Source organism: Pseudoxanthomonas sp. 97-1-1, assembly GCF_057773125.1.
The window spans coordinates 248,631-261,752 of the sequence record NZ_JBYMTJ010000001.1 but is presented as its reverse complement, the minus strand read 5'-3'; the positions used below and the strand labels follow the sequence as shown (position 1 = coordinate 261,752).

The window sequence follows — 13,122 nt, the reverse complement described above, 5'->3', positions numbered from 1 at the left end:
GAAAAACCCCGCATCAGCGGGGTTTTTCTTTGGGCGCGGCGCGGGGCTGACGTGTCACTTCCCGTCGCTTATAGTCCGGCCCACGGGGACACTGACAGGGGCGGGGCCATGGAAATTGCACAGAAGAAGCACTCCAACCGGGTGCGTTACGTCTTTGGCGACGACGAGCTGGACTATCAGCTGCAGGACAGCTCGGGCAGCCGTTCGTTCTCGGTAGGGTATGCGGGCATCAGCCGCGACCGGCAGACGCTGGTCGAGCGCAACCAGTGGCTGCGCAACGTAGGCCTGCTGTGGATCCTGCTCGGCGGGGTGTTCACGGGCATCAGCCTGACCGGCGACCAGGGCCTGAAGATTTCCGTCTGGCTGTGGGTGGGCCTGGCCTGCTACGGCGCCTACCACTTCTTCTCGACGCGCTACACGATCATTCCCACCGAGTCCGGCAACCTGCTGGTCATCGACGATGCAGACGGCCAGCGGATCCTCGACGAGATCGCCTCGCGTCGCGCCGGTTACCTGCGCCGCGAGTTCGATTTCATGCCCGAGAGCGAATCGCCGGAACAGCATCGCGGTCGTTTCAAGTGGCTGCACCGTGAGGGTGCGCTGTCGGAAGACGAGCTCAAGCAGCGGCTTGCCACCATCGATGCGATGGATCCCGGTCGCGCGACGGTGGTGGCGCCGGAGCCGGGTGCGCGGCTCAACTGATCCGCAGCCGAACGATGCAGCTTCGTAGACCGGGTTGATAAGCCCGGCATCGGATGCCTCCCTGCACGGGATGCTTCGAAGAGTCCCTCTCCCTGCACAGCGGGGAGAGGGTGCCGAAGGCGGGTGAGGGGCGAGCGGAGAGGCGGACGTGTCAGCACCCGGTTCGCTACCGCGCCCGGCCCCTCATCCGCCCGTTGGGCACCTTCTCCCCGCTGTGCAGGGAGAAGGGAACAGCGGCGGCTTGCGCGCTTACTAGTACGTCCCCGGCCCGCGCCAGATCAGTTTCGCCGTGGCGGTAGATGCGCACGACGGGTTGCGTCCTATGACGGCCGGCGTTATGGTGGCCCTGTGATCCGGGACTTCGCCGACAAGGAAGCCGAGAAAGTCTGGAATGGCACGCCCTCGCGGCGTCTGCCGGCCGGCATGCAAGCCGTGGCTCGCCGCAAGCTTCGCATGCTGAACAACGCGGCCACGCTGGACGATCTGCGCATTCCGCCGGCGAACCGGTTGGAGGCGCTTAAGGGCGACCGCAAGGGCCAGCACAGCATCCGGATCAACGACCAATGGCGTGTCTGCTTCCGGTGGAAGGATGGCGACGCGCACGATGTGGAAATCGTCGATTACCACTGAACTGTCATCAGAGGAGTTCTTCCATGAAGACCTTGCCCAATATCCATCCTGGTGAAGTGCTGCTGGAAGAGTTCCTGTTGCCGATGGGCATCAGCCAGAACGCGCTGGCGCGCGCTGCGGACGTGCCGCCGCGCCGTATCAACGAGATCGTGCTCGGGAAGCGGGGCGTCACGGCCGACACGGCGGTCAGGCTGGCCGCCACGCTGGGTACCAGTGAGCGCTTCTGGTTGGGTCTGCAGGCGGACTACGATCTGGAAGAGGCGCATCGCGTGCTTGGAAAGGCGGTCACACGGATCCAGCGGATCGCGGCGTGATGCATGCGGCGCATGGCGCCGCTCAACCGGCTACGAGAAAACCCGCTTCGGCGGGTTTTTCTTTGGGCCGTCCCACCGAAGTCTCCATCTCCCTGCGCAGCGGGGGTCAGGATGACCTGCTTGCGCGGCATGCCGCGCAGGTCATCAGAACGCCGGGCGTGCTGCGCCCGGCCGGGGTGGGTGCCGAAGGTGGGTGAGGGGCGAGCGGAGAGGCGGACGTGTCGGCACCCGGTTCGTTGCCGCGCCCGGCCCCTCATCCGCCCTCCGGGCACCTTCTCCCCGCAGGCGGGGAGAAGGAAAAGCACTAGCGGTACGCCCCCGGTCCGCGCCAGATAAGTTCGCCGCGGCGGTAGATGCGCATCACGTTGACCACGTCGCGGGCGTCGCCGATGGTGGCCAGGTCGGGGTCGTTGGGTTGCATCAGGCGGCAACCGCCGGAGCCGCGGGTGGCGACGATCTCCAGGGCGCAGACCATCAGTTCGCGGCGGCCGGGCAGGGGGAAGGAGACTTCCTTCATGCCCTGGGCCTGCCATTCGGCGACTTTCAGTTCGTTGCGCAGGTCGTAGTAGATCTGGTGGCCGTCCACTTCCATGCTGGGGGTGGCGGCGTTGCCCTGCTGGTTGCCCTGGCGCTGGCCGGTGCCGATCGTCGGGCCGTAGTTCTCGGGGGCGGTTTCCTGGGCCAGCATGCCGGGGGGCTGGCCCCAGCGGGCGGAGCGGCGCCAGGCGGGTGGGCTGGACGGGGGGCGGTCCTGGGGTGGGTCGATGGCCTGTTGGCTGGCGGGGGGCTGGGGTTGGGCTTCGTCGGGGGCGACGGGGTTCTCGGCTTCGGTCACGCGGGTGGCGTCCACCGGGGAGGTGACGCGGGTGGTGACGAGGGGCTTGAGGGGTTTGGGGCGTTCGCTGGGGTTCTGGGTGCCGGTCGGGGGGACGGGCGGGTTGGGGGTGGCGTCGGTGGGGTCGCCCAGGAAGTCGACCTTCACGCGTGCACCGCCGGAGCTGCTGCTCTCGGGCTGGGACAGGGTGATCTTGGAGGAGTGCAGCAGGGCGGCCAGGAACAGGACGTGCACCAGCAAGCTCACCAGCGAAGCAATGCTGCGTTCGTGCCGTTTGATGTAGAGGTCTTCCCTGTCCAGCGGGTGCAACGCCGCGTGCGTGCGGCTCGGCGCGTCGCTCATGTTGGGGCGTGGGCGGGGGTGGGGGACTTCATGTGGGGAAGAGCGGGGAACGTGGACGCAACACTACTTGGGGCGTCTCGATTTTGCCATCGCCAGTGTGCGCAACAAGAAATTAAAGCTTGGGCAGACCATCCAAACTTGTGGATACGAAACTGCCAGTACGAGAGCTCAGGGTGGTGTATGTACTGCTTCCGGCATCTTTGATTCGACCTCGGAAGAGGGCGCGGGGCCAAATGGAGTTGAATGGGTGCTTGTGTTGGCTCAACATAGTCTGAGATGAATGCTGAGCATTTCTTGCGTCTGAGCCGATTGTTGCTGGAGGCGATGTGATCGTAACGCACCTTAGATTGAAGAACTGGCGGAACTTTCGGGAAGTGGATGTTCCGATGAGGGAGCGCACGTATCTGCTTGGCGCCAATGCTTCCGGAAAGTCGAATTTTCTGGATGTATTTCGATTTCTTAGGGACGTTAGTAAACCGCAGGGTGGCGGATTGCAGAAGGCCGTTTCTGATAGAGGCGGAATTCAGAAGTTACGCTGTTTGCATGCTCGAAAGGATCCTGAAGTAAGAGTTGAAGTCGAAGTTTCGTCTGGTGTAGATGGAGAAGGGGCGATTTGGGTTTACGTCCTTGGCTTCAAGCCAGAAGGAAAGGGGGCCCAGCGCACCCTAATTTCAACGGAAGAGGTCTGGCACAACGGGCGACGAATTCTGTCGAGACCGGATAAGGCCGACGAAGCTGATTCTGTTCGTCTCACCCAGACTTCCTTAGAGCAGATTCAATCGAACGCGAAGTTTCGAGATCTCGCCAACTTCTTTTCCGAGATCACTTACCTTCATTTGGTTCCTCAGCTTCTGAAGTACGGTGACAGAATCGGCGGTCAGCGGCTTGAAGATGATCCGTTCGGTCAGGGGTTCCTTGAACGGGTCGCTAAGTCCTCACAAAAGACGAGAGATGCACGACTCAGGAAGATTGGTCGAGCTCTTTCGCTCGCGGTTCCGCAATTCAAGGATCTTCGATTTGTGAAGGATGAGGTTACTGGGCGCCCTCACTTAGAGGCCCTCTATTCGCACTATCGGCCCAATGCGGGCTGGCAACGCGAAGAGCACTTCTCAGATGGAACGCTTAGGCTCTTGGGGCTGCTGTGGGTGCTGCAGGAGGGTGATTCCATGCTCTTGCTTGAGGAGCCGGAACTTTCACTCAATGACGCGATCGTGAAAGAGATTCCTCGACTTTTGCATCAAGTGGATAGGGATAGAAAGAAGGGCGTCAGGCAGGTGCTCGTTAGTACTCATAGTGAGGCCTTGCTAAGCAACAAGGGCATCGATGGGCGAGGGGTTCTTCTCCTTGAACCAGTTGCGGAGGGGACCAAGATAAGGCCAGCAGATAGTCATGAGGCAATTGCTTTGAGATCTGGGCTCTCTGTGGCTGAGGTGTTGTTGCCTAAGACCCATCCCGCCAATAGTGAGCAACTCGGACTCTGGGAATGACTTGGATCGCTGTTGCAACGGAAGACGAGCCGTCGGAGGCGGTCGCCGGACGTTTGGTTGAGCATGTTGGAGCGCAGGTCTCCATGAGATTGCGGAAAGGCGGCTTCGGATACTTGAAGGCCAGCTTGGGCAAGTTTGCTGAAATGGCTCGTCACCAGCCGGTCCTGTTACTTACCGATCTGGATCGAGCTCAATGCCCACTTGTCCTCATTGAGGACTGGACGGCAGGTGCGGCATTGCCACCGCAGTTGTTTTTCAGAGTTGTCCAAACTGAGATTGAGTCATGGTTGCTTGCAGACCATGAGGGATTCGCGGAATTTCTTGGCGTCAAGCTTAGAAGGTTTCCCGAGCGTCCTGAGGAACTCGCGGATCCGAAGAGTAAAGTTCTGGAGTTGGCCTCCATGGCGCGTTCGGATATACGAAGTGAAATGCTGCCTCAACGAGGCTCGGAGGCGTCTCAAGGAATTGGCTATAGCGCTAGGCTCTCTCAGTTCGCGCGCGCTAGTTGGAGCATAGAGCGTGCTGCAACCAGAGCGCCAGGACTGCAGAGAGCGCTTACCCGTCTCGCCTCGGCGGGATTGCAATGTGGCTGCTGTGCCTAGTTCAACCCGTAAGGCGGGCTTGAGCCCGCCCTACGCTTGAGGGGTTACCGGGGTGCGCTGAGCGGCGATGGATTGCGTAGGGTGGGCCCTGGCCCACCGGCTTAAGGCTTGCGCGGGTCGGACTTCTCCGACATGGGTGTGGGGTCTGCGACGACGGTGATCGCGTGATGCCTCCGGCACGCTGCCGGCATGTCGAATTACCGTCGCGTCTGGGTGCCGGGCCGCACCTATTTCTTCACCGTCAACCTGTTGGAGCGTCGCCGCTGCTTGCTCGTCGAGCACGTCGATTTGCTGCGCGACGCATTCCGGGCGGCGAGGGCGGCGCGCCCGTTCCAGGTGATCGCCATCGTGGTGTTGCCCGACCACCTGCATTGCGTGTGGCGGCTGCCGGAGGGCGACGCCGACAACGCCAACCGCTGGGCGCAGATCAAATCCGGCTTCAGCCGGGCATTGCCGGCCAAAGAACGTCGGTCATCGCGACGTATCGCCCGCCGCGAGCGGGGTATCTGGCAACGGCGCTATTGGGAACACCTGATCCGCGATGACGACGACCTGCGTCGCCATGTCGATTACGTGCATATCAATCCGGTGATGCATGGGCATGCGGTGCGTGCGTGCGACTGGCCGTATTCGTCTTTCCGGCAATGGGTGGCGGCGGGGAGTATCCGGTCGATTGGGCGTCTGAGCCGATGGCGTTGGATGGGGTGGGGGAGCGGTGATGGCGAGTGGGCACGATGGCGGGCTTGAGCCCGCCCTACGGATTGCATGACCGAACGCCACGACGCATGCAGTGACGAACGCCCCCCATCACGGGATCAACGTCACTCGTGAACCTCCCGGGGAATCGTCACAATTTCCCGCACCTGGACATCGGACGCCCGTGATGACGCCTCGCCGCCTGACCCCCGCACTGCTCACCCTGCTGGCCGCCACCTTCGGCTTCACCGCTCAGGCACGCGCTGCCGGCACCGACGACGAAGGCCGCCTCATCACCCGCAACACCGACGGCGCCTGGTTCCTGCAGCAGCCCGAAGGATCGCCCGGCAAAGGCTGCGTGGCCCGCTTCACCTCCGTCAGGAAAGACCAGTCCCAACTGGCCCTCATCGGCCCCACCGCCAAATCTCCCACCGCCGCCATCCTGATGCACGGCCCCCGCATCGCCACGCCGCCGGCCGCGCAGGAAGTGACCCTCGAACTGCAGCAGGACGGCCTGCCACCCGCCACGATGCGCGGCGCGCTGATGCCGGCCGGCGGCACCAAAGGCGGCGGCTTCCTGATGGTCCCCGTCGGCGACCTCAAGCAGACCATGGGCTCCATGCGCGCCAAGGAAACCGGCATGAAGGTCCGGGTCGGCGGCGTGGACGTGTTCGGCCTGTCCTACGACGGCCTGGACCAGGCGCGCAGCGCCATGCTCGACTGCCTGGCCGGCAAACGCTTCACCGGCGGCAAGAGCCTGGCCGAGGCGACCTCCGAGATCCGCCTGATGGGCACCGGCGCCATCGCCGGCACCGCCTTCTACAAGGGCGCGGTGCTGGCCAAGAAGCAGTACCCGCCGAAGGGCAGCCAGCGGGTGGGCCTGATCCACATGAGCGATGAGTTCAAACAGTGGTTCGAGACGGTCAAGCAGAGCCAGAAGATGCCCGACCAGATCCCCGAGCGCATCGCCAAGCACTTCATGTTCGCGACGATCCTGGACGACCAGGGCGGCTTCCGCTTCACCAAGCTGCCGCCCGGCGAGTACCTGCTGATCGCCGACTTCTCCTACAAGGAGACCGTGACCCGCAGCGAGGTGACCGGTCGCACCGACGTATACGCCGGCAACCAGTACATCGGCTCCAACGACCAGGTCGCCTACTGGTTCGAGGACGTGAAGAAGAACACGACCTTCTCCAAGACCGTGCACCTCAAGGACGGTGAAACCCTGCAGGTGACCCTGGACAAGTCGATGCTGGGGTGCTTTTTCATCTGCCGCTAGCGGGCGGAGGGCGCGGCGGCCGGCAGGGTGGCTGTCAACCCGTAAGGCGGGCTTGAGCCCGCCCTGCGCGTCCGCGAGACCATCGACGGGTCTCTCTTCTCTCACTAACGGTCTCGCGACACCCAAAAAGGGTCTTTCTTCTCACAGTAAGGTCCAACGTTCGGCCGAAAAGAGTCTCTCGTCTCTCACTAAGGTCCAACGTTCCACCAGAAAGGGTGTCGCGACACCGAAAAAGAGTCTCGCGATACCGAAAAAGCGTGGCGCGCCACCCCCGACGGGTCTCTCATCTCTCATTAAGGTCCTCGCGATACCCGAAAAGGGTGTCGCGACACCGGAAAAGATCCACGCGAGAGCGAAAAAGACGCAACGCTTCACCGAAAAGCCTCAAACGCCCATGTAGGGCGCGGCATTCACCCCACCACCGACAGCTGCCGCACACACAGGCAGTCAGCAGGTCCCAACCCCGCACCGCCAGAAGATCTCAGCGCGTAGCTTTCTGCGCGAGATCGTGCGCCAGCCATCGCCGGTACTGGTTGGGGAAGGGCGAGTCCGCGTCCAGCAGTTCCACCAGTTCCGGCATGGCCGCCAATCCACGCAGGTTCGGCGCGTTGAGGAAAATGACCAGCCCATCACGCGTCGGCAGCCGGATGTAGCCCAGCGTGACTTCCGCCCAATCGTTGCCGCCATGGCCCACAATGCGCGTCGCCTCATCTTCGATGATCTGGAACCCCAGCCCATATCCCTGCGCACGCGGACAATCGACGACCGCGCCGTCTCCGCAGAGCACGACCGCATCATCGCCGGTATCGACCAGCACCCGGCCCCGCGCGAACGGCGTGCCGGCGTTGCGGGATTCCTCCCGGGCGACCATGCCAAGAAAGCGCGCGTAGTCGGGCACGGTCACCAACATGTCGTCGGCGGCGGAGTAGCTGCCTTCTCCACGACACCATCCGTTCGGCCGGCACCATACCCCGTACGCCACGCCGTCATCGTCGACGGGAAGGGCGACGTCGCGCAGCCCGTCGCGCCGTACCTCCATCACCGCATGCTGCATCCCGGCGGGCTCAAGCACCCGTTCCCGTACCACCTGCGGGAACGGACGCTGCAGTTTGTTGGAGATCGCACGCGCGAGGTATTCGAACCCTTCACCGGAATAGCCGTACGCCTCACCGGGCGTGCGTGTGAAGGCGAGCTTGCCGTCGCTGCGGAAGAACCGCCAGTTGGGAAAGCCCGTGGTGTGCGTGAGCACCGTGCGTGCGGTCAGCGACGGCAGTCGCGGGTCGCCGGCGATATCGGGATCCACCCAGTACGCACCCAGGGATTCATCGAGGTCCAGCTCACCCGCTTCTGCGAGCCGCAGAGCGGTTTCCGCGGTCACCGTCTTGGTGATGGAGGCAACGTTGAACCGCGTGGCCGCGTTGGCGGGGACACCGGGCGAGGCATCGCCGTGGTAGAGCGCCCACACGAGCTTGCCGTCCACGAGCATGCCCAGGCCGGCCGTCGTGATGCGGTGTTTGTCGAGGATCTTCTGCAGGTCGTGTTCGACTGCAGGGGTCGGCGGCCTCAGACGGCCATCGGTCTGTACCGTCGAGCGCAACGACGGCGTGCAACTGGCCAGCAGCAGGACCAGCCCCAGCCAGGGCAAGCGTGTCGGCACGATGGCATCGGTACGCATCGCAGGGTTCCTGGCGTGAGTGTCCAGGAGGTTGATGCAGGGGAAGGACAAGGGGTTTAAGCGGGCGGGTCCACGTGCCCGGCACCGCGATGACTCCGCGGCGGAGGCCGTGCGCAGCCCTACGACGCGACGGAAGTCTCCCGCAACTCCGCCAGCAGACTCCGCGGCGTACACCCCGCCATCGCCTGGAAGTCCGCGATCAGATGCGCCTGGTCGTAGTAGCCCGCATCCGCCGCGATCGCCGACCAGTTGATGTCCTCTCCCGACTGCGCCGCCCGCACCGCCTGCTCGAACCGCTTCAACCGCGCATACGTCTTGGGGCCGACACCCAGCACCTCGTGCAACACGCGTCGCAGATGGCGTTCACTGATTCCCAGCTCACGCGCCACCGTGCCGACGCTGGTCACCTGCAACCTCTCCAATGCGATCGGCAGGAACGCCGGCACTGCGCCGGCCACCTTGCCACCCGCCATGCGCGCCATGACCGCCGCTTCCAGCACTCCGCCCGCTGCACGCGCATCGGGTGCTTCAGCAAGCTGCTCGCGCAAACGCTGCGCGCTCGCAGGCCTCCACAGGGCTTCGAGTGGCACCGTGCGACCCGACAGTTCCGACGCGGACACGCCCAGCACCGTCTCGTACGTCCCCGGCTGCAACCGCGCCAGCACCGCCCGGTGCCCGCCACGGATCAGCTTCCGGTGCACGCGGCTCCTCGCGCCCATCGCATGGATATCGACGCCGCCCGGAATCGACGGCCCGAAACGCACCACCACCTGCGCCTCCACCTGTGGCACCGCCACGCGTTGCCGGTCGGTCGCGTAATGACTCACCGCCATGGCGAGGATCGGACGCAATGCGCCACGGGCGGGCGTCACGGTGTGGCGGGCAGGATCGGCGGGCATGCCTGCATTGTGGTGGGCCGTTCCGCCGCGCCGCAACCCGCCGGCCCATGGCCGTTTTTTCCAATGCCATCGCGCATGCGCCGGCTACCGTGGCCGCATGAACATACTCGTGACCGGCGCGACCGGAAAAGTAGGCAGCAGACTCGCCCAGCGACTGGTGCAGCACGGACACACCGTGCGTGCCCTGGTGCGCGATCCCGCCCGTGCGACCGAACTGTCGGGCCACGGCATCCACCTGGTCACCGGCGACCTGATGCAGCCGGACGCGCTGCCGGCGGCGGTGCAGGGCGTGGATACCGTCGTGCACTGCGCGGCGTTCTTCCGCGGCGCCACCCCGGAAGAAGCGCACGCCGTGAACAACCTCGGCACGCAACACCTGGCCCATGCCGCCCGCGAGGCAGCGGTGGGGCGGTTCGTGTTCATGAGTACGGGCCTGGTCTATGGACCCAACGGCGGTGCCCTGGCGCAGGAAGACGACGACTGCGCCCCCGTGGATGCCTACCCGCAGAGCAAGCTCGCCGCCGAACGCATGCTGCTGGCCATCGACGGTCTGGACGTCCGCATCCTGCGCCTGCCGTTCGTCTACGGCGATGGCGACCCGCACATCCAGGACGTGGTGCCGTTCATGCGCACCTTCCCGCCCACGCAACGCATGTCCATCGGCCATCACGCGGACGTGGCGCAGGCCGTGGTCCGGTTGCTGGACAAGGCATCGCCTGCGTATCGCATCTACAACGTGGTGGATGATGAGGCCCCCGATCTGGCGACGCTGTTCGCTTCGGTGGGACAGCCGCCGCCGGACGGCACCGACCCCGAACGCGCGAAAGCGTTCGCGGCCGTCATGGATGGTCGCCGCCTGCGGGAAAACCTCGGCTTCCAGCCGCTGTACCCGCGATTGGTGGATGCGGTCGACGCCGGGCAGGCGTGAGTATCGACCGCCCGGACGGATGACGCGATGCCGGGTTGATGCCGCCACGTGGTCCGGGTAAGTGCGGCGCACCCCGGATCGTGGACGATGAGGCGCGTGCCGGGTGTCGTGCATGTTCGTGCTCCGCGTGCGCGGACGGCAAAGCGCCCCTCATCCGCCTTCGGCACCTTCTCCCCGTGTCACGGGGAGAAGGGAAGGGCAGACAGCCATGCTTGTCTCCTTCTCCCCGTTGCACGGGGAGAAGGAAGCGACGGGTGCGCCGGCTCAGGCGCCCGACACCCGCGCCTTTTTCCGCAGCGACAGGTAATAGCCCGCTGTCATCGCAATCCCGATCAAGATCGCCAGCGAACCGCCGATCACCGCCATATCCTTCGGCGCCGCGATCCAGAGCCCCGCATAGACCAGGCCGCTGAGCGCCATCGACCAGCCGGCCACGCGCTGTGCCTGCCGCGCCCGTGCACTGGGCACGAACCGCTTCGGCATCTGGTTGCCGAACCACGCCACCATCAAGCCGTCGGTCCATATCACAATGCTGTCGACCTTCTCGCTATCGATCGTGTTGTGGCTGACCGAATCGCGCCGTAGGATGGGACAACGCTCGTCGGGAGGGATTCTGGATGCGTAGATGGATGATGGTGGCGTTGTTGGGTCTGGTGGCATGCACGGGAATGCGCGCCGGGCGGGCGGGCAGCGAAGCGGCCCCCACCTCCGCTGGTGAAAGCGGCACGTTCGCGGGGGAATGGGAGGCATGTCCAGGCACGACGGCGCCGGAGGAATGTAGCCGCTACGTGCTGCTACAACGTGGCAGTCGCATCTGCGGCACCTGGTTTCATTTCGCCACCGGAAAAGAGTACAGAGGCAGGATCGTCGCGCACGCGGACTCACCCACGGATGCGAGGCGCACGCATGTGTGCGGTCGTAAGAGTGTCGAGACCGATACCGAATGCGAGGACGGCTGGCAGCGCATCGACAAGCCGCTACGGATCTGTAAGGGCAAGCTTTCCGACCTGACGCGTGCGGACGGCTCCTGCTTCCCCTATTACCAGGCCGTGCGCTTAGCTGACGGCCAGCGCGACGCGTTGCTAGCGGAACCGTGGATGGAGGACTGCCTGTCCGGCATTCCCGGTGACGCCCCCTAAGGACCCATAAGGAAATGGACCATGACGAACCCGAACCCCCTGACCGACAACGAACTGCGGGCCGCCGCCTACTTTGCCGTCGGTGTCACCTCGGAAGGCAGCATCGCAGGGCGTGATGTCGCCTACCGCCTGAGCTTCGCCGGCAATGTGGGTCCGGGTGGACGCATGATGCCGGTGGCCAACAGCGGTTACTCCTTCGGCACGCTGCAGATCGATCTCGGATGGCATCCCGAGGTGGCGCGCGACCTGTTGGACAACTACCAGACCTGGGCGCGAGCGCAGCCCGACCGGCTCACACTCGAACTGGGCCAGAACGCTTACGACACCACACTGCAGTCGCTGCAGCGCTCCGGAGAGCAGATGCAGAACGATCGTGCCGTCGACATCGATCGTCAGCGCATCAACCGCTTCCTCGCCTCCGACGCCGGTCGCGCATTCGTGCACGGTCTCGATACCGAGCACGTCAATGGCGTCACCGCCCGGGATGCGGTGGTGGGCAATCGCGACTCAGCCCTGGAACGGTTGCAGCGCACGGATCTGTACCGCAATAGCACCGGCGACGAGCAGGCCGAACTGGCCGGCATGATGATGAAGCTGCAGAACCAGGCCGGCCGCGGGTTCTGGCCGGGGCTGATCCGGCAGGTGGAAGCGGGCACGCTGACCTCGCCGGACGAGGTGAAGACCGCCATTGATGGCTTACTACCCAATCAGCGCAACGGCAACCCGAACTACCTGCAAAGCGGGGCGGACAACACGTTGCGCGGCATCGAGGTGCTCAATGCCTTACGTGGGGCCGATCCGGAAAGTCCGTTGCACCGCGCGTGGACCAATGTGTCTGCGAATCCGCTCATCGGTCCGGTTGCTGCGCATCAGCCCAACGCGGAGAATCCCAATCTCGGCTTCGAATACGACACGGTGAGATCGCTGTTCCTGACGCCGGAGTCCTCGCGTCGGTTCATCGAAGCGCTCGACAGAGGCGGGTCGCTCGCTGAAGGCAATCCCCAGCCACAAGCCAATGGCCGCCGACAGGCGGGCTTTTATGTGTCGGGCGATGATTTCGTGCATTGGAACCAGAATGGACGGGGTCAGGCTTTCATCGACGGTCAATGGCGCAGCATCGATCCGGATAGCGTGACGCGCGTGCGCAATGCCGACGGCACGACGACGTTGACGATTGACCAAGGTGGACGGCAAGAGACCTTGTTGCGTGTCGATCCCAGGACGCCAGTGCTGCGAGCCGACGGGAGCGCGGTGCTGGAAGAGATCGGCCGCGGGAGACAGGAGTCGGAGCGGCACGCGGAACGCATGCCCGCACCCACCTTCGAGAGTCCGTACCTCAACCGATTGCTCGCTGCAGTCACCGCGGGGGATGAGATGGGTGCCGATCGTATCCTGCGGGAGTACGCGCAATCACCTGATGGGGTCGCTTTCCTCGAACGGGGCGCACAAGCGACGGTGCAGCAACAGGTGGAGGAGCGAGAGATTCAACAGGTACCCGTAAGGCAGATGTGAGCCCGCTTCCAGAGAATCGCGTTTCGCGTGCGCGGAAATCAAAGCGCCCCTCATCCGCCTTCGGCACCTTCTCCCCGTGGTA

Annotated in this window: 13 protein-coding genes; 9 read left to right on the top strand and 4 right to left on the bottom strand. The window is 64.4% G+C overall.

Features of this window, described 5'->3' with window-relative positions; all coding sequences use genetic code 11:
* Positions 1-108 precede the first annotated feature (108 nt).
* The 3 genes from AC3DET_RS01185 to AC3DET_RS01175 all read left to right on the top strand — a co-directional run bounded on the left by AC3DET_RS01185 (position 109) and on the right by AC3DET_RS01175 (position 1,646).
* Complete coding sequence (locus AC3DET_RS01185) at positions 109-702, top strand: hypothetical protein (protein WP_488390468.1); 594 nt, start codon at positions 109-111, stop codon at positions 700-702.
* Positions 703-1,050: 348 nt separating this feature from the next.
* On the top strand, positions 1,051-1,332 hold the full coding sequence (locus tag AC3DET_RS01180) for a type II toxin-antitoxin system RelE/ParE family toxin (protein ID WP_446537981.1): 282 nt from the start codon (positions 1,051-1,053) through the stop codon (positions 1,330-1,332).
* 23 nt (positions 1,333-1,355) lie between these two features.
* Positions 1,356-1,646 carry a HigA family addiction module antitoxin gene (locus AC3DET_RS01175; protein ID WP_488390467.1) on the top strand — a complete coding sequence of 97 codons (291 nt, stop codon included), beginning with the start codon at positions 1,356-1,358 and terminating at the stop codon, positions 1,644-1,646.
* A gap of 304 nt (positions 1,647-1,950) precedes the next feature.
* On the opposite strand, the gene AC3DET_RS01170 is transcribed toward AC3DET_RS01175, so the two are convergent.
* Positions 1,951-2,823, bottom strand: coding sequence for a type II toxin-antitoxin system RelE/ParE family toxin (locus AC3DET_RS01170; RefSeq protein WP_488390466.1), 873 nt, complete (start codon positions 2,821-2,823; stop codon positions 1,951-1,953).
* A 386-nt stretch (positions 2,824-3,209) separates the two neighbouring features.
* Here AC3DET_RS01170 and AC3DET_RS01165 point away from each other — a divergent pair, with 386 nt between their 5' ends.
* From AC3DET_RS01165 to AC3DET_RS01155, 3 genes are all read left to right on the top strand, one after another.
* Positions 3,210-4,310: an AAA family ATPase gene (locus AC3DET_RS01165; RefSeq protein ID WP_488390465.1), complete on the top strand. Its 1,101-nt coding sequence runs from the start codon at positions 3,210-3,212 to the stop codon at positions 4,308-4,310.
* A 791-nt stretch (positions 4,311-5,101) separates the two neighbouring features.
* A complete protein-coding gene (locus tag AC3DET_RS01160; RefSeq protein ID WP_488390464.1) occupies positions 5,102-5,659 on the top strand; it encodes an REP-associated tyrosine transposase in 558 nt (185 codons plus the stop codon).
* A gap of 136 nt (positions 5,660-5,795) precedes the next feature.
* On the top strand, positions 5,796-6,887 hold the full coding sequence (locus tag AC3DET_RS01155; RefSeq protein ID WP_488390463.1) for a carboxypeptidase-like regulatory domain-containing protein: 1,092 nt from the start codon (positions 5,796-5,798) through the stop codon (positions 6,885-6,887).
* Positions 6,888-7,368: 481 nt separating this feature from the next.
* On the opposite strand, the gene AC3DET_RS01150 is transcribed toward AC3DET_RS01155, so the two are convergent.
* Complete coding sequence (locus AC3DET_RS01150) at positions 7,369-8,562, bottom strand: serine hydrolase domain-containing protein (RefSeq protein WP_488390462.1); 1,194 nt, start codon at positions 8,560-8,562, stop codon at positions 7,369-7,371.
* Between the two features lie 119 nt (positions 8,563-8,681).
* Positions 8,682-9,461 (bottom strand): helix-turn-helix domain-containing protein, encoded by a 780-nt coding sequence (locus AC3DET_RS01145; RefSeq protein ID WP_488390461.1) that lies wholly within the window; start codon positions 9,459-9,461, stop codon positions 8,682-8,684.
* Positions 9,462-9,558: 97 nt separating this feature from the next.
* Here AC3DET_RS01145 and AC3DET_RS01140 point away from each other — a divergent pair, with 97 nt between their 5' ends.
* The gene (locus AC3DET_RS01140; RefSeq protein ID WP_488390460.1) at positions 9,559-10,389 is read left to right on the top strand and encodes an NAD-dependent epimerase/dehydratase family protein; all 831 of its coding nucleotides are present in this window, start codon (positions 9,559-9,561) and stop codon (positions 10,387-10,389) included.
* A 264-nt stretch (positions 10,390-10,653) separates the two neighbouring features.
* On the opposite strand, the gene AC3DET_RS01135 is transcribed toward AC3DET_RS01140, so the two are convergent.
* The gene (locus tag AC3DET_RS01135; protein WP_488390459.1) at positions 10,654-10,896 is read right to left on the bottom strand and encodes a hypothetical protein; all 243 of its coding nucleotides are present in this window, start codon (positions 10,894-10,896) and stop codon (positions 10,654-10,656) included.
* A gap of 122 nt (positions 10,897-11,018) precedes the next feature.
* On the opposite strand from AC3DET_RS01135, the gene AC3DET_RS01130 reads away from it, so the two are divergent.
* On the top strand, positions 11,019-11,528 hold the full coding sequence (locus AC3DET_RS01130; RefSeq protein ID WP_488390458.1) for a hypothetical protein: 510 nt from the start codon (positions 11,019-11,021) through the stop codon (positions 11,526-11,528).
* Positions 11,529-11,549: 21 nt separating this feature from the next.
* Positions 11,550-13,040, top strand: a complete 1,491-nt coding sequence (locus AC3DET_RS01125) for a hypothetical protein (protein WP_488390457.1) — start codon at positions 11,550-11,552, stop codon at positions 13,038-13,040.
* Positions 13,041-13,122: the final 82 nt, after the last annotated feature.